This is a genomic window from Streptomyces sp. BRA346, from assembly GCF_052851135.1.
The window spans coordinates 31,415-54,914 of record NZ_JAIWIH010000042.1 but is presented as its reverse complement, the minus strand read 5'-3'; the positions used below and the strand labels follow the sequence as shown (position 1 = coordinate 54,914).

Annotated in this window: 10 protein-coding genes and 1 pseudogene; all 11 read right to left on the bottom strand. The window is 69.8% G+C overall.

From position 1 onward, the window contains the following. Nucleotides 1-195 precede the first annotated feature (195 nt). The gene (locus LCH29_RS36955) at nt 196-1,197 is read right to left on the bottom strand and encodes a PP2C family protein-serine/threonine phosphatase (protein ID WP_446466053.1); all 1,002 of its coding nucleotides are present in this window, start codon (nt 1,195-1,197) and stop codon (nt 196-198) included. Nucleotides 1,198-1,469: 272 nt separating this feature from the next. Then, nucleotides 1,470-1,814 (bottom strand): hypothetical protein, encoded by a 345-nt coding sequence (locus LCH29_RS36950; RefSeq protein ID WP_446466050.1) that lies wholly within the window; start codon nt 1,812-1,814, stop codon nt 1,470-1,472. 468 nt (nt 1,815-2,282) lie between these two features. Beyond that, nucleotides 2,283-2,966: a hypothetical protein gene (locus LCH29_RS36945; protein WP_446466049.1), complete on the bottom strand. Its 684-nt coding sequence runs from the start codon at nt 2,964-2,966 to the stop codon at nt 2,283-2,285. A gap of 151 nt (nt 2,967-3,117) precedes the next feature. After that, nucleotides 3,118-3,642, bottom strand: a pseudogene (locus LCH29_RS36940) (integrase core domain-containing protein); the annotation flags it as partial. Nucleotides 3,643-3,994: 352 nt separating this feature from the next. After that, nucleotides 3,995-4,282, bottom strand: a complete 288-nt coding sequence (locus tag LCH29_RS36935; RefSeq protein WP_446466048.1) for a DUF6247 family protein — start codon at nt 4,280-4,282, stop codon at nt 3,995-3,997. A 312-nt stretch (nt 4,283-4,594) separates the two neighbouring features. After that, on the bottom strand, nt 4,595-5,815 hold the full coding sequence (locus tag LCH29_RS36930) for a cytochrome P450 (protein WP_446466047.1): 1,221 nt from the start codon (nt 5,813-5,815) through the stop codon (nt 4,595-4,597). Then, nucleotides 5,812-7,788 (bottom strand): amino acid adenylation domain-containing protein, encoded by a 1,977-nt coding sequence (locus tag LCH29_RS36925; RefSeq protein WP_446466046.1) that lies wholly within the window; start codon nt 7,786-7,788, stop codon nt 5,812-5,814. Before LCH29_RS36925 ends, LCH29_RS36930 begins: the two co-directional genes overlap by 4 nt. Further along, nucleotides 7,781-9,076 (bottom strand): cytochrome P450 family protein, encoded by a 1,296-nt coding sequence (locus LCH29_RS36920; RefSeq protein ID WP_446466045.1) that lies wholly within the window; start codon nt 9,074-9,076, stop codon nt 7,781-7,783. The genes LCH29_RS36925 and LCH29_RS36920 overlap by 8 nt, the downstream gene beginning before the upstream one ends. Next, complete coding sequence (locus LCH29_RS36915) at nt 9,076-15,141, bottom strand: type I polyketide synthase (protein ID WP_446466044.1); 6,066 nt, start codon at nt 15,139-15,141, stop codon at nt 9,076-9,078. The genes LCH29_RS36920 and LCH29_RS36915 overlap by 1 nt, the downstream gene beginning before the upstream one ends. Then, a complete protein-coding gene (locus LCH29_RS36910) occupies nt 15,138-21,551 on the bottom strand; it encodes an amino acid adenylation domain-containing protein (RefSeq protein ID WP_446466043.1) in 6,414 nt (2,137 codons plus the stop codon). Before LCH29_RS36910 ends, LCH29_RS36915 begins: the two co-directional genes overlap by 4 nt. Continuing rightward, nucleotides 21,548-23,347, bottom strand: coding sequence for an acyl-CoA dehydrogenase family protein (locus LCH29_RS36905; RefSeq protein ID WP_446466042.1), 1,800 nt, complete (start codon nt 23,345-23,347; stop codon nt 21,548-21,550). Before LCH29_RS36905 ends, LCH29_RS36910 begins: the two co-directional genes overlap by 4 nt. Nucleotides 23,348-23,500: the final 153 nt, after the last annotated feature.

Here is a 23,500-nt window from a genome sequence, read left to right as displayed (position 1 = left end):
GCTTCGCCTCCGAGGTCAACCTCACCGTCCTGGACCACCAGAACGTCCTCGACGACTCCGGCCTGATCGACGACGCGACGTACGACGACATCGCCTCCACCTTCTGACGCCGGCACGTATGGCACGGCGTACGGCAGACGCAAGGCGGGCGGGCAGAGGACAAGGTCTCATCTGCCCGCCCGCCCCTGTCCGGCGTCAGCCGTTCCGGTAGCGGAGCAGCAGCATGGCGGCATCGTCCTGCAACGGGCCCTCCACATGCTCCATCAGATCCCGCCGCACTGCGGCCAGCGTCGCGTCCGGGGCACGGTCCGCGAGTGAGCCCACCCGCTGCTCCAGCGGATAGAAGCCTCCCGAAGGAGCACGAGCCTCGGTCACCCCGTCGGTGTAGAAGAGCACCTGGTCACCCGGTGTGAAAGGCACCTCGTACGGCTTCGGCCCCGATGTCTCGTGCATTCCCAGTCCCAGCGGCAGTGCCCGCCCCGGTGGCTCCAGATACCGAACCTCCCCGTGCTCCGGCAGAATCAGCGGCGCGGGATGACCGAAGTTCAGCAGGGTGATATGAGCGCCGTCTCCCGCCTGGGCCAGCACAGCCGTGACGAACCTCTCCCGGGTCAGATGCCGTTCCAGAGCCCGCTCCAGTCGTTCACCGACGGCCTTGAGGTCCGGTTCGTCGTACGCCGCCTCACGGAATGCACCCACGACCACGGCCGCGGTTTCCACCGCCTCCAGCCCCTTGCCCTGCACATCCCCGACAATCACCCGCACCCCCTGTGGCGAGGTCACCACCTCGTACAGGTCTCCGCCGATGCGGGCCTCGGCCACGGCGGAGGTGTACGAGACCGCCACCCGCAGTCGCCCCGCACTCCGCGGCACCGGCCGCAGCAGCACCCGCTGGGCCACCTCCGCGATCGACCGGACGCTGGCCAACTCCGCCTCACGCCGCTGCCGCAACACCGCCGCCACGAGACCAGCGGCCGTGACGCCCGCCACCGAGAGCAACGCGGTGAAACCGCGGCGGGTGCCGAACAGGCCGTCGAACACGCTGAGCCCCAGGCACAGGACGACAGCAACCACACCGATGACAGCCGTGCGCCGCCACCCTCCGGTGAGCCCCGCGAAGGCCGGCCCCAGCGACACCAAGGGCAGCAGGCCCACCCCAGGTCCCGAGGTGAGGTCCAGTACGGCCACGACCGCCATCACCCCGAAGGGTAGAACGGCCAGGAGCAGGGAGTCCTTCGGATCGTTCTCCTCAGCCAATGAACACTCCCGGGGCGTCGCGTGGAACGTGTACCGCCGCCACCGGCGCCGGCGCAGGCAGTGGACGGATCTCTTGAGCCTAAGCAATGGAGTGGGAATACGGGGGCACATCCCGGACACGACGTGATCAACCCAAGCTCGTGATCGCTCCACCGGTGGGAGCCCCGCGCCCCAGGAGGCGGCGCGAAGGCGACGACCGTCGGCCCTTGCGCTCAGCATCCGCCCTTACCCGCAGGATGCCGGACTTGAAGCACCAGCAGGCCGTAGACGACGCACGCGAAGCCCTTCGTCCCGAACCAGACCGCCGCCAGCTTCTCCCGCCGCGCGAAGCGCGCGCCGACCAGCGAGATCAACAGCGCGCCCAACACCGGCAGCGCCGCGAACTTGCTCAGCTCCGCCGACCGCCTCGCGGCTCGGCGCCGAGCGCCGGGAGCCGCATCAGTCCGTTCACTAGCAATGCAACACAACGCGACGCCCAGCGCCAAGCCGCAGACCGCACCGACCTGGAAGGACGTCGTCCAGTCCAGCCCCGCCAGGAAGTGGGTGATGAGCGCCATCCCCACGAACCAGGGGATGCACAAGCCAAGCACGCGCGGGGTTATGCCAGGCGCCGCGCAGGGCGAGGAACGAGGCGTGCATGCCGTCGGTGAACGGCACCGCTCGCACGACGCGGCCCTCGCCATCTACCTCATGCGCCGCAGACGAGGGTCAGTGCCCTGGGAGGGCACTCCACACCGACATCACCCGGCCGGGCCGCAGAATCCTGATTTTGCGCCCTTCGCACGACGGGCAGCGTGCGTGCGCCAGTGGGGATTCGACTCGGTGCCCATGGACGAAGTAGACGGTATGCCGCAGACCGTGGACATCAGCCGGGTGCCGGATCTCGTACTCCTCCTCCCAGCCATGCCCGCACGTGAGACAGACGAACGCATAGGCTTCGAGAGTCGAGTCGCCTGCTTCTCTCCCGTTCATGATCACCGTCCCTACCGGCCCGAAGGAGCCAGAAGACTGCCCTTCCCTTCTAATTATTGCACTATGCAAACGGGTCGTCGAGGTTGAGCCCCATCGCTTGGCGAGCTGACCACACCGCCCTTGCGGCGGAAGGCCGCCAGGTGACCTCGGGCGCTGGCCACGGCCTTCTGTACGCGGGTGGAGCCGGTGACTCCGGTCATGCCGTCCAGGGCTCGTGGCCAGACGCGAGGGTGGACACCGGGTCGCCGCCAGTAGCCGGTGTCGCGTCCCGAGGCGAAGAACCATTTGGTGCCGCGGGCCACCGTTTTCTCCTTCTCGCCGTTCTCGTAATAGAGGCGGGCGGCAGGGTCGACCCGGTGGGTGCGGAGCTCGCCGGTTGTGGTGTCGACGGTCTGGGTGTGCTCGGCTTTGGAGGGAGCCTTGGGGACGGTCGCGTCGCCGACGAGAAGCTGGCGTCGTTCGGGCCGGCACCAGTTGCGGGCGGTGTCGATGGGGAACAGACCTTGCTCCAGCGCCTGCTGGATGGCACGACGCTCGAAGAGGCCTTGCAGCACATCAACGTTTGGGGCCAGAAGATGCTCCTCGGCGTACAGGTACTGGCCGCGGCTCGGAGGTGTGGTGGGCAGCAGGGCTGCGGTCCTGCGCCCTGCGTTGCGACGTACTGATGCGCGCAATCTGCTCCACTGCTTGTCGGTGAGCGCACCGACAGCAGAGCGTTTGGATCCGGTGACGGGCATGAGCGAAGCGAGCAGTAGGCAGACGACAGGCGGGTAGCGGCAGGGACAGCCGCCCGTCTGAGGCGTTACCAGGTGTTCCGCCATTTCGTAGCTGAGGGGGTACTCGAGGCAGTCCTCGATCCTGTGGGGCTCGAATCATCGGCGCGCCTGGTCAAGAGGCATATCTGTACTTGTTGATCACGCCGCCGAGGAGGCGAGTGCGCAGGACTTTGCGGCTGGTCGGCTCCAGGACTGTAGGTGGTGGCCCGTGAGCTTGGGGGAGTAGTTGGCGTCGGGCCCGGTGGGGGCGGTGCGCGTTGTAGTGCCTCTGGTACGCGGCCAGGACCTGGCGTGCGTGAGCTTCGCCGAGGATGAGTGTGTGGTCGAGGACTTCTCGGCGGAGGGTGCCGATCACTCGTTCGTAGTGGGCGTTGGCTTTGGGCGCGCGGACCGGTGTCTTGATGATCTCGATGTCCTCGGCCTGGAATACGGCGTCGTGGAGGAAGTCGCAGGCGATCAGACCGGTGGCCTGCGCAGAGAGGAATTCTCGCCAGGTTGGGCCACTGCGGTGGGGTGTCGGATCGATTCCTGCGGCGTGGAGGATCTGCCAGGCGGTCGACGCGGCGATCGGGTGTCCGAGCCGGGCCAGTTCACCTTGAATCCGGCGCTGGCTCCATCGGCTGTTCTCGCGGCCGACATCCGGTAGAGAAGCGACACGACCGTCGAACCAGGATCGCAGTGCTACGCGGAGGCCGTGGCCTTTTGACCAGCAGTGACGATTATTCGAGCCCGACAGGGTGAAGGCACCTGGGGTGAACGTCGAGGAGAACCGAAGACTTGTGACCAGGCCCCGACCTGCGCGGATGATGTACCGGCATCCGCAGTGCCGATCATGGTGCCGGCGGGCTGCCCCACGCGAGCCGCACTGATCAGCCAGTCTCATCGAGCGGGCCCCGCGCCAGTTCCGCAGCGTCGTGGTGTTGACCCCGAGGTCTCACCGCTCCCCGGCGACCATGGCACCCGTCCCCGTCAACAGAACGCTGTTCTCGTCAGGAGTGGAGGAAGCCGAGGTCCACGAAGCCGGGCTCCTCCTCGTCAGAGTCCATGTACGAGTCGACGTCCGAGGCTGCGGCGAGGCGCAACTGCCAGGTGCGGATGACGCTGTGCAATGGGGTGAGGCTGTAGCTGTGGCGAGAGTCCTCCAGGGCCTTCGCCCAGTCCCGCTCGAAGGCCGGTGCCCAAGTGTCGGCACGGTGGTCGGTGCGCAGCTGGGCATATATCTGCGCGGGGGCGGTCGGGGCCGGCGGGGCGATGGCTTCCTCAGGCTGCGTGCTCATCGGTTCCTCCAAGCGGGTGGCACCGACACGATAGCCGCCATCGGGATGATGGAAAAGAGGTGCTCACTGCTCCAACGCCCTTTCTCAGTTCAGGAAATCCCCGGGTTCCTCCTCCTGTCCCTCCTCTTGGCGCCGGCAGTCGTCGGCGACTGCCGGTTAGTCGCGTTCGGCGTTGTTCTTCGGATGAGAACTCAGACGCCGCCTCAAAGCATCCAGCGAGCCGCGCAGAAGGCATCTCTCATCTGTACGAGAGGCACTCTTATACCGCGGATTCGATGAGAACTCACGGCAGTCGCCTCCCCGCGAAGCGGCTCAGTCGGCAGCCGTCATGGTGAGGGGAAGGCTGGTGGTGCCCCGGATGAAGTTCGACCGCAGGCGCCGTACCGGGCCGGAGACCGCGAAGGATATTCGACGGTCGGTCATGTGCCGTACCAGGATGCCGAGTTCCACCTGAGCCAGCATCGCACCAATGCAGCGATGGATACCAACGCCGAACGACAGGTGCCGGTTCGGTGTACGGGTGATGTCGAAGGTGTCCGGATCAGGAAAGCGGGTCTCGTCGAAGTTCCCCGAGGCGTTCCACAGGGTCACGGTGTCACCGTCCTGGATCAACCGACCGTCGATGGTGAATTCGCGGACGGCCTGGCGCATGACGTAGGCGTTGGTCGAACTCCAGCGGAGCATCTCGTTGACCGCGCTGTCCGTGAGTTCCGGGTCGGCCTGGAGAAGTGCCTTCTGCGCCGGGTTCTGGTGCAGCGCGAGAATGCCGGCGCAGGCCGTGTACGAGGAGGTCTCGTTGCCGCCGACGGCGACATTCAAGCAGTTGAAGAGGATGTCCTCCTCCGGCCAGGGGCGTCCGTTCCGCCGGGCTTGCAGCAGCATGCTGACGAGGTCGTCCTTCGGGTTCTTCCTGCGATCCGCCAGAAGTTCCGCGAAGAATTCGAAGATTTCGGCTTGGACCACCGCGAGCCCGATCCGTTCGTCCTCCCCGGGGTCGACGAAGACCGGGTCCCGGAAGCCGATCATGCGCCGGGTCATGCCGATGAGCTCATGGGCGTCGGTGTGGGAGACGCCCATCATGGTCATGATGGCGCCGGCCGGGAGCTCCGTGGCGATGTCGGTGGCGAAGTCACAGCCGCCGTCGGCCACGGCGCGGCGCACCGCGGTATCCACCAGAGTGGTCACCTGGTGAGCGATCCGTCGCAGCATCCCGTTGCTGAAGGCACGGTGCACCTGCTGGCGGATGTGTCGCTGGCGCGGGAGGTCGGAGGCCACGAGCATCCGGCCGGCGGAGGGATCAGCGGCGCTGCGGAACGATCCGCCCAGCATGGGCCCACCCTCGGAGCTGAGCGAGGTGTGATCGTTGTACGCCGTCTCGATGTCCGCGTACCTGGTGAGCGCCCAGAAGCCGCCGCCGTCGGGGAGCGGGTGCCAGTGCACCGGGTCGTTCTCCCGCAGTTGCCGGAAGATCATCGGGGCGTCCTCGCCGAGGAACAGTTCGGGGTCGGTGAGGTCGATCGTGGGCGTGGTCATACGAGATCGTCCTCCTTCTCGGACAGCACGAGACCGGTTTTGGAGCGGACCAGATCGGCAAGTGCCGACAGCTCACTGGTCACCAGGATTTCCCGGTTGCTCACCTCCACGCCCAGTTCCTTGACGATCCGCCGCCGGAGCCGGAAGGCCTGGAGGGAGTTGCCGCCCAGAGCGAAGAAGTCATCGGTGAGGCCGACCTCGTCCACCGAGATCAGGTCCTTCCAGAAGTCGGCGAGCCGGATCTCCACCGGGTCACTCGGTGCCACCCGGTCGGCGCGGTGCTTCTGGTGCTCCGTCACGATCTCCCGGAGCCGTCCCAGATCCCGCTTGCCGCGGTCGTTGGAGGGCATCTCCGGGATGCTGATGAAGGCGCTGGGAACCATGTACTCGGGCATCGAGGACGCGGCCGCTTCCCGCAGGTCGGCGAAGGAACTGTCGCCGTACAGCACCACGAGTGCGGCGAGATAGCGGTCGACTCCCTCTCCTCCCACGACCACGGCCACATCACGCACATGGTGGTGACGGGCCAGCTGGCGTTCGACCTCTCTCGGCTCGACCCGGTAGCCGCGTATTTTGACCTGGTCGTCCGCCCTGCCGACATAGCGCAGCAGTCCGTCCTCCCCGCGTACCGCCAGATCCCCGGTGGCGTACAGCCGGCCGCCCGGAGTGCCGTGGGGGTCGGGAAGAAACCTCTCCGCTGTCAGTCCCGGCTGGCCGTGGTAGCCACGGGCCACGCCCGGGCCCCCGATGTGGAGTTGCCCGACGGAACCCGGTGTCACCTCGTCAAGATTGTCGTCCAGGACGTACAGGCCGATCCCCTCCAGCGCGCGGCCGATCGGCACGCTGCCGTCGTGTTCCGCATCGGTGACCGGGTGGGCCGAGCAGGCTGTGGCCGCCTCAGTGGGGCCGTACAGGTTGACCAGTTGCCCGGTGAAGCCTGCCGCGAGCAGGTCACGGCAGGCGCCCGGCGACACCACGTCGCCGCCGGTGGCGAGGATCCGGAGTGAGGAGAAGGTCTCCGGTTGCTCATGGGCCAGATGGTTGAAGGCCAGCGTCGGTACGAGCATGGCGGTGATCCGGCGCTGCTTCAGCTCGCGCCGCATGTCGCCGCTGATCAGGTCCGGCATGGTGGGCAGGGTCACCACTTCGGCGCCTGCCGCGAAAGCGCACCAGGTCTCCCAGTGGAAGGCGTCGAAGGCGAGGTTCGAGACATGGCCGACCCGGTCTTGCGGAGTGAGCGCGGGCAGCGTTGGGTTTTCGGCGAACTGGACCAAATTGCGGTGTTCCAGGAGCACCGCCTTCGGTATTCCCGTGGATCCGGAGGTGAACAGCACACTCGCGGCCTGCCGGGGCGTGGCCGCCGCGGCGGGTCCGGGCTTCGGATCGGCGTGGTCGTCCGCCACGTACTCCATGACCCGTGCCGTGGCCAGATCGTCCAGCCGGCCTGTCATCTCCGGGTGGGTGATCACCACAGAGGCGCCGCTTCGGTCGATCAGCAGACGCAGCCGGTCGTCGGGGGCCGCCGGGTCCAGCGGCACATACGCGGCCCCGGTCTTGAGGACGGCCAGCAGGACGACGAACGGGGCGACCCCGCGGGGCAGCAGATAGGCGATGTGGTCGCCGGGGCGGACGCCGCGTGCGAGGAGCGCCTGGGCGAGCCCGTCCGAGCGCCGGTTGAGCGCAGTGTAGGTGTAGGTGAGCTCGCGGTCGGAGACCGCGGGCCTGGCCGGATGGCGTTTCACCGTACGGCTGAAGAGTTCCAGCAGGGTGCCCTCGTCGCCTTCCGGCGGGGCGAGGGCGCCGGGGAGCCGTTCACGGCCGCGCCGGTCGGCCTCTGCCAGGCACGAGGCGTGACTGCCCTGATGGCCGGCCGGCCGCCAGCCCGGTGGGACCGGCCGGGTCACGGGCCAGACGCTGAGGTCGCCCTCGGTGTTCTCGACCAGCGAGTGGTTCGCGGAGCCGCTGTCATGCATGGACGTTCTCTCCTGCTCGGTGGGGGGAGGCTGCCGGCACGTCCGCCGACAGGGACGGGATGTCGACCCGGATCCGGAATTCCTCCGCCATACGGAGGAATCCGGGGCGCCACCGCAGGTTTTCCGGTTCCGTGGCGAGGGCTATCCGTGGGTAACGCCGCAGCAGGGTTCCGATGGCGCACTCCGCTTCGATCTTGGCCAGCCTGGCTCCGAGGCAGTAGTGGATGCCATGGCCGAAGCCCAGATGGATGGTGTCGGGCGACCGGGTGATGTCGAAGCGGTCCGGGTCGCGAAATGCCCGTGGGTCGCGGTTGGCAGCGGCGGTGGCGATGATGACGGACGAGCCCTTGGGGATGGTCACCCCGCCGATCTCGATGTCCTCCAGGGCGACCCTGTTGATGCCCGGGTTGATCGGCCCGTCGTAGCGCATCACCTCGTCCGTCATGGAGGACAGCAGCCCGTGGTCGGCGCGCAGGGCGGCCATCTGCTGGGGGTTCAGGTGCAGGGCGAGGACCGCGTTGATGATCAACTGCACCGTGGTCTCGTGCCCGGCGAAGATCATCAGGCCGGCCATCGCGACCAGTTCCTCCTCGGAGAGCCGACCGCCCTCCTCGGTGGAGTGGATGAGATCACTGAGCATGTCGTCGCGGGGATCGTCGCGTTTGTCGGCCAGCAGCTGTCGCACGTAGCCGTCGAAAGCCTCCAGGTTCCGGATGGTCTCACGGGCCCAGTCGTCGTCGTCCATGAAGCCCGCGAGCACCGCGGCCGCGCCGCGGAACACCTCGACGCCGTCCGCCGGCACGCCCAGCAGGGTGCACACCATTCGGATGGAGAGCGGGTAGGCGAGCGTCTCCAGCAGGTCGAACTCGTCCTGCCCGGCCACCGCGTCCAGCAGGGTGTCGGTGACTTCCTGGACCGTGGGGCGCAACGCCTCCATGCGCTTGGCGCTGAACGCCCTGACGACCAGCTTGCGCAGCCGGGTGTGGTCGGGCGGGTCGAGGTTGGCCATCGCCCGGCCCTGTACGGCTTCGGCCCGCTTGATCGCTTCGGTGACCAGGCCGGTTTCCGGCCCCTGGGGGTTCTCGCCCTGGCCCATGACGGCGAAGAGGTCGCTGCTGAACCGGAGATCGTTGAGCGCCGCCAGTGCCTCGTCGTAGCGGGTGATCAGCCAGCGTGGCCGTCCCAGGCCGTCGAGGAACTCGGCCCGCTGGACCGGGGCTTCCTCCCGCATACGGTGGAGAAGCGGAAAGGGGTCGGCGTTGAACGTATTCGGGTCGATCGTCACCATCAGTGATTCTCTTTCTGCGATACGGGGTCGTGCTGCCGCAGGGCCCGGTTGAGATGTCCGGCGAGGTCCGGGGCGTTGCGGCCGTCCATCACGGTCCAGTGGTCACCGGCAATCGATCGGACCTCCACGGCGGTGTAGAGGCTGCTCAGGTCGCGGCGCAGCCGCAGGCGGGCGCGCTCGTTCACCCCGGCCTTGAGGATGACGGCGGGGCAGCGGACCGGTTGGGGGACGTAGCGCAACATCGCATCGATGCTGCGGTTGTGCACGGAGACGAAGTTGCCGGCCGTCTTCTCGTGCCGTCCGGCCCTGGCCCGCTGCCTGCGCCAGCGGGTCACGTCCGCGATACGGAGTATCCGGTCGTCCGGCTCTGAGCTGTCCGCGCTCACCGTCGGCTGCGCGCCGCCGAACCCGAACACCGCCTGGGTCTTGTAGACCAGGCCGCCGAGGAGAAAGCTGGGCTGGGTGGCCATGGGCATTCCGCCGGTGTTCGGGAGATATCCGTCCACCCCGATCAGCACGGCGACTTCCCCGCCGTCGGTGATGATCTGACGGGCGATCTCGTGGCTGAGCATCATGCCGAACGACCACCCGCCGAGCAGATACGGGCCGTCCGGTTGGATGCTCCGGATCAGCTGGACATGGTGGTCCGCGATGTCTTGCAGCCGATTCAGCGGCGCGCGTCCGTCGTGCAGACCTGGGGTCTCCAGGCCGTAGAAGGGTCGGTCGCCGATATGTTTGGCGAGTCCGCGGTAGCACAGGGCGCTGCCCGCAGCTGGGGCGGAGAAGAAGAGCGGGGTGCCCTGGCCGGTGTCGTTCAGCACCATGAGGTTCGGTGTGCCGGCCAGTGTGGTGGCGGCCGTAGCCGACCGGTGCGGTGCGGTCTGTGGCTGTGTCCGGTGTTGTGGCCGGTGCTGTTCCGGCTGCGGTGTGCCGGGCTGCGGGCGCGGTGCGGAGCCGACCAGGCCCGCCAGGTATCCGTAGGTCGGGTTACGGGTGAAGTCGGACATCGGAACCTGTATCCCGCACACGTCCCGTACCCGGGCCAGCAGATGGACCGCGGCGAGCGACTCGCCCCCGAGGGCGAAGAAGTCGTCCTCGGGCCGGGCCTGCGGCACACCCAGTTCGTGACGCCACAACTCCTCCAGGGCGGCGGTGGTCCCGCCCGGGGCAGCGTCGGCCGGGGCCGGCTCCACCGCCTCGGCGGCCGGGGCCGCCGGCGGGGCTTCTTCCGCGCGAGGGGCCGGGGCGGTGTCGGCCGGCGCCGAACGCGCGGGCCGCGGGGCTTCTGGGACGTCGGTCGGGGCCATGGCCGGTGTGGCGGAGGCCGGGACGGTGTCCGGAATCTCCGGTGCGCGCAGCCGGACCGTGCGCGGCAGCCAGGGTTGGCCCAGTGCCTGGGGCAGCGCGCCGAGTACCGCGGAGCCGAACCGGTCGGCGTGCAGATGTGTCCAGTCCGCGTCCGCCGGGGAGTCCAACAGGGCGCGGGTGGCCCCGTCCAGCGGGCCTGTGCTCAGCAGCACGCCCGGGGTGGCCGCGAGTGGTCCTTCGGAACGTAGGGACTTCCAGCGGGCCGTGGCGTCGAGTGCCGCCCGCTCGTCGGGCGAGCGCAGCACGGACAGCACGAGATCCGCGTCGGCGCCGAGCGGCGTGGCGGGGGCCTCGTCCGCCGTGGGGGAGGGCGCCGCGATCATCAGCGTATGGTCCGAGGGGACGCCGTCCGGGACCACAGTGATCTCCGGCAGTCCCGACTCCGCGAGGGCCCGCTGCCAGGTCGCCGTGTCCAGGACGATCGAGGTGCTCCGCATGTCGTCGTCGAAGTCCCACCAGCCCGGTGCCAGTCCCCACAGCAGATGGCTCCATCGCGTCACCTTGGTGACCTCGACGAGGGAGAGCGCGCCGGCCGGTGACAGCAGGTTCCGCAGATGCCCCAGGGCGGTATGCACCGAGGGTGCGACGTGGATGACGTTGTACGCGATGATCAGGTCGAAGCTGCCCGCCGCCAGTCCCTGTTCCACCGGGTCGCGGGTCATGTCGTAGGTGGAGAAACGCACCCCGCCGATGCCCTTGGTACGTGCGTACTTGGCGGCCCTGCGCACCAGCAGCGTACTGATGTCGGTGAAGTGGTAGTCGACATTGTCCCGGTCCTGCCAGCCTTCGAGCAGTTGCCAGGTGAACAGGCCGTGTCCGCCGCCGACCTCCAGGATCCGCAGCGGGCGGTCGCCCCAGGTCCGGTGGAGTGAACGGACCGTCTCCTGAAGGGCGTTCAGGCAGAAGCCGCCGTCGTAGATCTCCAGCCGGTTGTCCGGCAGCCAGGAGCGCAGCATGCTGTCGTCGCCGTCCGGCCAGAGCACGGCGACCGGTTCCTTCTCACCGTCGAAGACCGCGGGCAGTTCGGCGGCGATGCTGTCGAGAAGCCGGTGCAGGCCGTCCACCTCTCCGAGGCCGGCGCCCGCTGCCAGCAGTTCCTGCGGACCGGTGACGACCCGGTAGCCGTCATCGGTGCCGCTGCCCGCCGGTTCGGGCCGCAGGACGTCTTCCTCGACGAGAGAACGCAGCAGGAAGTCGAAGAAACGGGGCAGCCGGTCACCGGCGTTGAGCCGGCGGCGCAGTTCGGGCCCGGCGATCCGGTCCCCCGGGCGCAGTCCGGCGCGGTCCAGGACGAAGCGGGCGATGAGGCCGCCGCAATAGCGGTCGACCGCGGCCGTCAACTCGGGCCGTTGGGAGAGCCTGGCGGCGCCGGGCCGCCAGGTCTGGGCGGCCGCCACCGCGCCGGGAGACGGCCGCGCGGGCAGGGAGCCACCGCCGAGCAGGGCATTGACCCTGACGCCCGCCGAGGCGAGGTCCGCGGCGAGCACGGTGGCGTCGGGGTCGTCGGTGACCAGCGCCACCCGGGGGGTGTCGGTCACCGGCTCGACAGGGACCGACTGGGGCAGCAGGGACCACCAGCCGCTGCCGCGCCAGGCGTAACGGGTGGCACCCGGCCAAGGGGCGGGGAGCCAGTCCGGGCGGCCGTCGTGGCCTATGTCCAGGAGCGTGGTCCGGTCCCCGGCGGCCTCCCGGTGGCTGAGCCATTCGGCAGCCGCCGACTGGATGCCGACCGGTCCTGTGCTGTCGTCCAGGACGTCGAACAGACCCCTGCCCAGCAGCAGCAGGTGGACTCCGGCGGTACGGGCCCGGTCGGCGAGGCCGGTCAGCGCGTTCCAGTCGTCGTCGTCCGGCAGTTCGGCGACGACGACGGGCGCGGTGAGCCCGGCGAACCGGTCGTCCGTGGCCGGCAGGCCCAGTTCGGCGGCGAGTGTTTCACCGACCGCCGCGGCGCTGGTCGCGGACAGTCGCCTGGAGACCGAGGTCCAGGCGTCCGTGGTCAGTGTCGGGTGGGGCCCCGCGGCGGGGGACACGGGCTCGGGGCCGGGGCGCCCTGCCCCGGCGGGGGCGGCGGCGGTACCGGCCGTGGGGGTGGGCCGGGCGGGGAGCGGTTTCGGCTCGTAGGGGTGCGCGGGCAGTTCCGTGATGGAGGGCTCGTCCTCGTCCAGCAGCCCGGCCAGGTCGACGTCGACTCCGTACTCCCAGAGGGTGGCGCAGAGTTCCAGAACGCTTTCGGTTTCCTGGTCGGCGGCCCTTCCCAGGGCCGGGACGGCAGGGGTGGCGGTGTTCCAGCCGGGGTGCATCCGTACGGCGCGCAGCGTGCTCTGTCCGGGGCCGAGTTCGACGACGAGGTCGCAGGGGGTGTCCAGGAGCGAGCCGATGGCGCGGTGGAGCTGGACGGTACCGCGCAGATGGCCGGACCAATGGCCGGGGTCGGTGAGCTGTCCGGGTTTCACCGGCTCGCCGGTGAGGGTGGAGACGACGACGGTGTCCCCGGTGTCCGTGGCGCCCGTGGGGGTGGTGGCCACCTGGGCCCGGAGTTCCTCGGCGGGGCCGTCCATCATCGGCGAGTGCGAGGCCCGGTCGATGTCCAGAAGCCGGCAGGACCAGCCCTCGGCGACCCAGGTCTCGTACGCCTTGGTCACCGGTTCCGGCTCGCCGGACAGCACGAGCTGATGGGGGGCGTCGATGGCGAGGGTGACGCCGTCCGGCACGTGGAGCTCCTTGCCCGGCTGCCGTACGACGGCGACCATCCGGCCGGGGGCGGCGGACAGCATCGCCCGGCCCCGCAGGCGGACCAGGGCCAGGGCGTCCGGGAGGCTCCAGATCTCGGAGAGCGCGGCGGCGACGTACTCGCCGACGCTGTTGCCCATCATCGCCGCGGGCCGCACTCCCCAGGCGCGTAGCTGACTGCCCAGCGCGTATCCGAGGGTGAACAGGGCGAGTTGCTGGAAGGTGATGTCCTCGACGGGGGCGGGCCGGCCGGTGACCAGGGCTGCCAGGTCGATGTCGTAGCGTTCCAGGACGATCTGCGCGGCCTCGTCGAACACCCTGCGGAATTCGGGCAGGATCCGGTGGGCTGCGGCTCCGGCGCCCTGGTAAAGGGTGCCGTGGCCGGGGAAGACGAAGGAGACGGCGGGGGTGGTGCCGTCGTACCGGACCGGATCGCGGGGTGTGCGCAGGGCGGCGGCGAGTGCGTCCCGGTCGGCGGCGACGACCGCCGTGCGGTGGGACAGCCTGCGTCGTCCTTCGGCCAGGGTGAAGGCCACGTCGCCGAGGCCGTCCCCGGAGGAGCTGGTAACGGACGCGGCGGGGGCGGGCGTGGCGATCGCGTCGGCGACCGATGTCCGCAGCTTCTCCAGCGCCCAGGTGCTCTTCGCGGACAGCGGGAAGATCCGGGGCCGGACGGTCTGGCCGGGCCGGACGGAGCGTGGCGCGCTCTCCAGGACCACATGGGCGTTGGTGCCGCCGATGCCGAAGGAGCTCACACCGGCGAGCAACGGCCCGTCGGTGTCCCATGGCTGTACCTCGGTGGCGATCCGGAAAGGACTCTGCGCCAGGTTCAGGTCCGGGTTGGGCGAGCGGTAGTGCACCGTCGGGGCGATCTCCCGGTGGCGGAGCTGAAGGACGGTCTTGATCAGTCCGGCGACCCCGGCGGCCGCGCCGGTGTGGCCGATGTTGCTCTTCACCGCGCCGAGCCAGGTGGTGCCCACACGGTCGGTGCCTTCCCGGAAGGCCGAGGTGAGTGCCGCCACCTCGATCGGGTCGCCGACCTTGGTCGCGGTGCCGTGCGCCTCGATATAGCCGACGTCGGCGGGGTCGACGCCGGCCCTGCCCAGGGCCAGCCGGATGACGTCCCGCTGCCCGGTGACCGAGGGCGCTGTGTAGCCGACCTTGGCTCCGCCGTCGTTGTTGAGCGCCCAGCCGCGGATCACCGCGAGGACCCGGTCCCCGCTCGTCAGCGCGTCCTCCAGGCGGCGCAGTACGACCACCCCGGCCCCGCTGCTCGGCACGGTGCCGCAGCCGGCGGCGTCGAAGGGACGGCAGTGCCCGTCCCGGGACATGATGTGGCCCTCGCTGTACTGGTAGCCCGTCCACTGGGGCAGCCGCAGCGATACCCCCCCGGCCAGGGCCACGTCGCAGTCCTGCGACAGGAGGCTGCTGCATGCCTGATGGATGGCGACCAGGGAGGTGGAGCAGGCGGTCTGCACCGCCATCGCGGGGCCGTGCAGCCCCAGCTTGTAGGCGACCCTGGTGGCGACGAAGTCCTTCTCCACCCCGATCACCCGGCTCAGCAGTTCCCCGTCACCGGGTGCGTGATCCGGCGTGATGTCGCTTCCGGCGTAGACCCCGATCCAGCCGTTCAGCCGGTCCGGGTCGATGCCGGCGTCATCGAGGGCAGTGGACGCCACTTCCAGGAACACGCGCTGCTGCGGATCGATGGTGGCCGCTTCGGCCGGGCTGTAGCCGAAGAAGGAGTGGTCGAACCGGTCACCGCCATCGATGGTGCCGCGCACGGGGATGTAGTCGGGGTGCCGGCTCAGTGCGGGATCCACCCCGGCCGCGAGGGACTGCTCCACGGTGAACCGGGTCAGTCCTTCCCGGCCCGCCCTGAGATCCGCCCAGAAACCGGGGATGTCCGTGGACCCGGGCATGCGCGCGGCCATGCCGATGACCGCGATCTGCTGATTCGTCGTCATGAGTTTCGGTTCCTCCGGGGAGTTCCATGCGCAGCGGGCGACTGCCGCGGTGCGGGGGATCGCCAGCGGGCGGCCCGTGCGTCGATGTCGTCACGGGAAGCCGGTGAGGACGCGGCCGCGCCGTCGCTTCCTGGAGTGAGGAAACGGGCGAGCTGGCGTACCGTCGGGAATTCGAAGAGCCGGTGTACGGGGATCTCCCGGTCCAATTCCTTCAGCAGACGGGCATGCAGAGTGGCCAGCTTCAGGGAGTTGCCGCCCAGGTCGAAGAAGTTGTCCGCGGCCCCGACCCGTTCGAGGTCCAGGACCGCTGCCCAGACGGCGGCGATCCGCCGTTCCAGACGATCCGAGGGTTCCACCCAGTTGCGCGCGCCCGCCAGGTCGTCACGGCCGGGCCGGGGCAGCCGGGCCACGTCGACCTTCCCGTGCGCGGTCGTGGGCAGTTCGTCGAGCCACATCAGGGCATCGGGCACCAGGTGCGCGGGCACCCGGGCCGCGAGCCCGTCCAGGACACGTCGGCTGTCCCGGCCGCCCTGGGCGGCGGGGACCACATGGGCGACCAGGGTCGTCGCGTCCCCCGACACGTAGGCGCGCTGCACCAGGGGATCGGTGAGCAGTCCCGCCTCGACCTCCTGGGGTTCGATCCGGTGACCGCGCACCTTGAGCTGGCGGTCCATACGGCCGAGGAACTCCAGTGTTCCGTCCTCCCGCCAGCGGGCCCGGTCACCGGTCCGGTAGACGGGGCCCGGGGCTCCGTCGGGGCCGGTCGGCAGGAACCGCTCCCGGGTCAGCTCCGGGTTGCCCCGGTACTCCAGGGCGATGCCGACCCCGCCGATGAGAAGTTCACCGACCACTCCGGGCGGGCAGCGGCGCCCGGCCGGGTCCACGACGTATACCGACTTGCCGGTGATCGGGCGGCCGATGATGTTCAGCGGCGCGTCCTCGGGTGTCGGGCCGGGCTGCCAGGTGGCGACCACACTGCCTTCCGTGGGCCCGTAGTTGTTGGCGACCCGGTAGCCGAGACCGGCGGGCGGGCGCCGGGTCTGGGCCGCGGCGGCGAACAGCATCCAGCGCAGCGCGGGAAGGTCTGCTCCGGTTCCCCACACCGCCTCTGCGACCGGAGTGGACAGATAGGTCATGGTGATGCGCCGCTCGGCGAGCCACGGTGCCAACTCGGGCACCACGACGCGCTTCTCGTGGGCCACCACACAGGCTCCGGCGGCCAGATAGGGCCAGATCTCCCACTGGGTGGCGTCGAAGCCCACGCTGGACAGATGGCTCGCCCGGTCCTGAGGCGTCACGTCGTACGCCTCGGCGTGCCACAGGGCGAGCTGGGCCAGGCCGTGGTGGCTGAGTACGGCTCCCTTGGGCCGTCCGGTCGTCCCTGAGGTGTAGAGCACGTAGGCGGGCGCTTCGGGGTCAGGGGTGTGCGGCTCGGGCGCCGCGGTGTCCCCCTCGTACGCGGACGGGTCGCCGACGTCCAGGACCGGGATGCGCCCGGTGTCGGGACGTCGGCCCGGTCCCCTGATGACGGCCCCGGCCGCGACGTCCTCGAGGGTCAGCCGGATGCGCTCGTCCGGGTAGTCCGGGTCGATCGGGCAGAATGCGCAGCCCGCATACCAGGTGGCGAGCATGGCCGTCACCAGGTCCTCACCACGGCCCAGGACGATGGCCACGATCGGCTCGCGTCCCTCGACGGCGATCCGGATGCGGGCGGACAACTGTAGGGCGCGTGCGTGCAGTTCGCCGTAGCTGAGAACGCCCCTGGAGGATTCGACGGCCGGTGCGCCGGGCTGCTCGGAGATCCGCTCGGCCAGCAGCGCGGGCAGCGTGGTGGCCGGCGCGGCCGGTGCGCCGTTCTCGAAGGCGGTGATCCGCCGGTACTCCTCGGGGCCGAGCAGAGGCACCGCGTCGACGCGTTGCGACGGCGGGCCGCACAGCGCCTCTATCGTCCGGCCCAGCAGTCCGGCGAAGGCCCGGGAGACCTCGACGGAAATCCGGTCGCCCCGGTATGCGATATTTCCGGTGAATCGTCCGTCTTCCTCGCGGAAGCTCACGGTCAGCGCGAACTTCGCGAGATGGTTCGCCTCCGGGTCCTCGAAGACATACGGGGTCACCTGGCCGGGGCCCACCGGCACCGGGGTCACCGGCTCCGCCTCCACCGCGAGCATGACCTCGACGTAGGGGCTCCAGCCCGGGCGGCGCGGCGGGTTGAGGCGCTCCACCACGTCCTCGAAGGGGACCTCCTGGTGGTCGATCGCGTCGAGGACGGTGTCACGCAGCCGACCGAGGAGTTCGCCGACGGTCTCGCCCTGCCGGGTCGTGGACCGCAGTACGGCGGTGTTCAGCAGCGGCCCGATGACATCGGCGTACTCCTCATGAAGTCGCCCGGCGACCGGTGTTCCGAAGGTCACGTCGTCCTGACCGGTCCAGCCGTGCAGTGCGGCGGCGAGCGCGGCCGCGAAGACCATGGCCGGGCTCACACCGTGACGCTTCCCCAATTCCGCCAAACGGTCTGCAAGTTGCGGGGGCAGGGGTACGGGAGTCGTGCCGTTCGGCCCGGGGGTGAGGGGCGGTTCGAACCCGGGGTGGGCGGGGGCACCGTCCAGTCGGGCGGCCCAGTGGTCGAGACCCGCGGGGTCGACCGGGTGGCCGACCGCGTCCCGGTACTGCGGCCGCAGCGCCGGCGGCGGCCCGGAGGGGGCGAGCGACTGGGCGTAGCAGTCGGCGAGTTCGTGCAGGAAGGGGTGGGCGGAGCCGCCGTCCCAGACCAGGTGATGGGTGTTGAGCAGGAGGAGCTGTTCCTCACCCGGCAGGTCGAACAGGGTGACGCGCAGGAGCATGCCGGAGCCCGGGTCGACGGGTTCCCGGGCGGCGGCCCGCAGCCGCTCGGTCACCTCGCGGTCCCGGTCGTGCCCGGCGATCCCGGTCAGGTCCTGGTGGGCGACCTCCGGCTGCCAGGGGGCACCGGGTTCCTGCCACAGGGCGCCGTCACGCTGGACGAAGGCGGTCCTCAGGATCTCGTTGCGCTCGGTCATCCGGTACAAGGCCGTGCGCAGGACGACCGGATCCAGCCGTCCCCGGACCCGCCACACCATCGGCACCTGGTAGAGGCCACCGCCTTCGAGGAATTGTTCGTCGAACCAGATCCGCTGTTGGAAGCCGGAAGCGGGCAGCGGCCCCCCGGACGCGGTCGGCGCGGGGGCCGCCGCGGGCAGCGGTCCGTCCGCGAGCCGGTCGAAGGCGTCGGCGAAGTCCTGGAGCACCGGGTGCTCGAAGAACATCCGCAGCGGCGGTACGTCCCTGTCGAGCCGCTTGGCGATCTCCCGCAGCGTCCGGGCGGCGAGCAGGGAGTGGCCGCCGAGTTCGAAGAACGACTGGTCGGCGCCCGGGGCGCGGACCTTCAGCAGGTCCGACCAGACCTCGGCCACCGCGCGGGCGGTCACGGTGCGCGGCGGGTCGGTGTCCTGGCCGGTCTCCAGCGGCGTTCCGACCTCTCGCAGCCGCTTCGTGTCGATCTTCCCGTTGACCGTCAGGGGGAGGCTCTCCACGGTGAGGAACCGGGCCGGGAGCATGTAGTCGGGCAGGCGCACCGCGAGGTGACGGCGGAGGGTCGCGGTGGTGGGCGGAGTACCGTGCGGCACCAGGTACGCGACGAGTTGCTGGTCACTGCCGGGGCCTGCCTCGGGCAGGACGACGGCGCCTTCGACCGCCGGATGGTCGAGCAACAGGGCCTCGATCTCGCCGGGTTCGATCCGGTAGCCGCGTATCTTGACCTGCTGGTCGGCCCGTCCGACGTACTCGACGGTGCCGTCCGGCAGGCGGCGGGCCAGGTCGCCGCTGCGGTACAGGGTTCCCTCGCCGAACGGGTTGGGGAGGAAGCGCTGCGCGGTCAGCTCGGGCCGGTTGAGATATCCGTCGGCGACGCCGAGACCGCCCACCCAGATCTCTCCGGTCTCGCCGGGCGCGAGCGGCTCCCGGTCGGGGCCGAGGATGAAGAGGCTGGTCGTCGGCAGCGGTACGCCGACATTGCTGCGGCCGGTCTCGATGTCCCGGTCGGTGATCTTGCGGAAGGTGGTGTGGACGGTGACCTCGGTGATCCCGTACATGTTGACCAGGGCCGTGCGCGGGTGACGGGCGGCGAAGCCGGCGAGGTGTCCGGGATCGAGTTTCTCGCCTGCGAAGATCACGTAGCGCAGGGAGTCCAGCGGCGCCTGCCCTGTCCCGTGCACGCCGGTGAGCTGGGCGAAGGCGCTGGGTGTCTGGCTGAGTACGGTGACGTTCTCGGAGCGCAGCAGGGCGAGGAGGCGCTGCGGGTCCTGGGCCTCGTCGCTGCCCACCACCACCAGTCGTCCGCCGTGCGCGAAGCAGCCGAACATCTCCCAGACCGAGACGTCGAAGGCGTAGGAGTGGAACATCGTCCACACGTCGCCGGGACCGAAGTCGTAGGGCAGCCGGTCGTTGACCACCAGCCGCACCACATTGCGGTGAGTGATCACCACGCCCTTGGGGCGCCCGGTGGTGCCGGAGGTGAAGATCACGTACGCGGGAGAGCCGGGGTCGATATCCGGCAGTTCCCCGTCCCGTGCGTCTCGGAGCTCGTCCAGCGCGATCACCGGACCGGTGAAGCCTGCGACGTCATGGCGCCCGTCGGCGACCAGGCAGACCGCCGCGCTGTCCTCGAGGATCATCTGATGGCGCTCCGCGGGCGCCGCCACGTCCAGCGGTACGTACACCGCTCCGGCGAACAGGGTGCCGAGAACCGCTTCCACCTGTGCGATACCTCGTGGCAGCAGCAGTCCCACCAGATCGCCGGGGCGCACGCCCCGGGCGGCGAGCCCCCGGGCGAGGGTCCCGGCGCGGTCGGTCAGCTCGGCGTAGGTCAGTCGCTGCGTTCCGTCCGAGACGGCGATCGCGTCCGGCGTGGCGGCCGCGCGTGTCCGCAGCAGTCCGGGCAGGGACGTATCCGGGAAGTCCGCGTCGGTGGCGTTCCATGCCAGTTCCTTCGCCAGCAGTGTCTCGGGTGACGGCCGGTCTGCGGCGGCGATGGAGTCCGGGGCGGGCGCACCGACCGTGCCCTCGAGGTCGGCGATGAGTTCGGCCAGCGCCACCGGGTAGGCGGCGGCCAGTTGTTCCACGGTGTCGCGTCCGACGGCCCCTGCGGGGTCTTTCCAGATCACGCTGGTGCCGCGGGGGTCCTCCCGCAGCATCACGGTCAGCGTGTGGTCGGCGTAATCCTCCGTGGCCAGCAGGCGCAGCACTGCGTCGCTGTCCGGGCCGGTCAGCCGGAGTGCGGTCAGATCGATCTCGTCCTGCGGAGGGGCGGGCCAGTACTGGAAGATGACCTGGCCGACGTGGGCGCGGGCCTGCTGTCCGGTGAGCCCGGCGGCGCGCAGCAGCGCGGGGTAGGGCAGGCTGCCGTGCCGGACGGCGTCGCGCAGATTGTGGTGGAGGTCCCGCAGGACCTGACGGTTGCTGATGCCGCTGGGCAGCCGGTGGCGCAGCGGCAGTACGTTGGAGAAGTAGCCGACGCGGTCGCGCAGTTCCCGGGTCCTGCCGTGGTACGGCGTGGGGACGATCAGGTCCTCCTGGCCGGTGCGGTCCCGGATGAGCAGGCAGAAGGCGGCGTACAGCGGGATCATCGGGTGCACCCTGGCGGCGGTGGCCGTCTCGTGGGCGGCGGCGATCAGCGCGGGGTCCAGGGCGACTTCGTGGAACGTGGGCTCGCCGGGCCCGCCCGGCAGCTTCAGCGGCGCGGGGAGGTCCTCGCCCAGCGTCCGGCGCCAGTGTTCCCGGTGCTTCTCGCCCTCCGGGCCGTGGGTCAGTTCGTGCTGCCTGCGGGCGAACTCGACGTGGGCCGCGGTGCTATCGGCGGGGCCGAGGTCCTTCCCGGCGTAGGCGTCCCGGAAGGCGGCCAGGAACGGGCCGCAGGCGCGTCCGTCGAAGACGATGTGGTGGACGTCGATGAGCAGGACCACGTAGTCGGGCCCGTGCAGCACCTGGATCCTGGCCAGCGGCCCCTGGCGCAGGTCGAAGCCGGCCGCGCCGTGGCGGCTCACCGTCTCGGCCCACGGGCTGTCCGTCCGCACCTCGGTGACCGGGATGGCGGGGGCGTCGTCCCAGCGCAGTTCGGTCTCGTCCCCGCTCTCCACGATCCTGCCGCGCAGCATCGGGAAGCGTTGCCCGAGCGCCGACGCCGCCGCGTGGACCCTTTGGAGGTCCAGCTCGCCCTCATCCACCAGCATGGGCATGTGGATGATGTGGCTGGACCGGTCCGGGTCGACCTGCCAGTGCACCCAGACGGCCTGCTGGTCGACGGAGAGCGGAAGCCGGTGGCCGGGGGTGGTCGCCGTGCCGGTCCGGGAGGCTCCCGGCGACGGGCTCTCCTGGCGCCGGTCCTTTTCCTTGTTCATCGCTTCCCCGGGTGAGTGTCGGCGGTGGGCGGTACATCAGTGATCACACCTGTGATCAGGGAGGCGTACGTGTCGTCGCCGCTGAGCCAGGCGTCGCTCACGGCGGCGTGATCGGGGCCGGCCGTCTCGGGCTCGGCCTGCCGCCACAGGCCGGCCAGGCGGTCCCTGGCGTGCGCGCAGTGGACGGCCGCGAGGTCCTGGGCCTCGGTGCGGCCCTCGTGGTGCAGGCGTGCTGCCTTGGCCAGGACCACGGACATGGTCAGGATCTCGTCGGCGATCCGGCTGAACGCGATGAGGCGGTGCTGGTGTTCGTACAGTCCCGGCGCGGGATGGTCAGCGGCGAACTTCTGGCAGGCGGCGCCGAGGCGCCGGGTCTCGGCCGCGGCGAATCGCAGGTGGTCCGCGTTCGACGGGTCGAGGCCGTCGGTGCACGGTTGTTGTCCGCCGTCCTGCGAGAGGGCGGCCGATTGCCCGGCATGGTCCGGTCCGTAATAGGTGAACTGACTCATGCGGGCGGCCCAGAATTGGAGCAGGAATGACACTCCCCCGGAGATCCGGAGGTTTCTGGCGTCCCGGTAGAAGCGTTCCAGCGGAAGGGCCGGCGCGCCGCGCCGCGCTTTGCTGGGAGCTGTCTCGAACCCCTCTCCGGCCAGCAGATCCATGGTGCGGTCGGCGGCCCGCCAGCAGATCTCCGCACTGATCGCTTTGGTGACGTTCTGTTCGAACGCCACGTTGAGCCCGAGATCGGGTTGGTCGGCGGGGAGCAGACTCCATTCGGCGAGTGCCTGGATCGCGAAGACATCGGCCATGGTGGAAGAGACCATGTGCTGGATTTCTTCCCGGGCACCCAGTGGGCGGCCGTCGATCGTGCGCCGGTTGACGAAGTTCCTGGACCATTCCAGGCAGAGTTTGGAGATGGCGAGTGAGGGGGCGGTGATCAGATGCAGTCGGCCCCGGACCACGGCCATGGTGAGTTCCGGGGTGATGCGTACCTCGGTGTCCGGGTCGACCTCGACGATCATGCGTTCGCGGGGCACCCGAACGCCGTCCAGCACCAGTGCCGCATTGGGGAAGCCTTTGACGCCCATGAACTCGTGGCGGGAGCGGATGCTGAACCCCGGGTCGGAGGTCTCCACGAAGAACAGCCGGGGCCGGTCCTGCCCGTCCTCGTCGAGCATCGCTGAGACGGTCACGATGTCCGCGATGGGGCCGTTGCCGATGTGGATCTTCTCGCCGGTCAGGAGGAACGCTTCTCCGTCGTCGGTAGGGACAGCGCGGGTCTGCCGGGCGCTGTTGGAGGCGCCGGCGGGCTCGGTGTCGGCGGAACCGGAGATGATGCCGTCCAGCAGTCGCTGTTCGACGTAGGAGTGCAGTTCGCCGGGCGGCAGCGCCCGCAGGTATGTTCCGGAGCCGACGGCTGTCTGGATCCCGAGGACCAACGCGACCGGCACCGACCAGCTCGCCGCCGCCTGGACGACCCGGAAGGTGTTGTAGCTCGAAAGACCCAGGCCGCCTATGTCCGGGGAGTCCTGGAGATTCAGGAATCCGGTGCGGCGCAGCTCCTCGAGCAGGCCTTCCGGGAGTTCCCGGGTGGCGTCGACGGCGGTGGGGTTCACCCGGTTCCTGAGGATATCTGTCAGGCGTTCCACTGCCGCGTCTCCCGCCTTTTCATCAGCGGAATCCTGTGCAACGAAATTACTTATCATGTCCCATTCGAACCGACCCTGGTAGATCCCCTCCAGGAAGCTCGGAACCCCGTGCCGATGGAATAGGTTAACCGATTTGCTGTCACTCACTCCGGACCCTGCCTATGACGATGGTTCCTGCCGTCAGGTCAATTACACATAACTCTAGCCAGAGATTTTCGAGCACTTCGTGTCCACCTATGCACACTCTGGATGTTTAGAACGAGACAGGAGGGGAATCGAGGGTTCCGTAAGTTTTGTTCA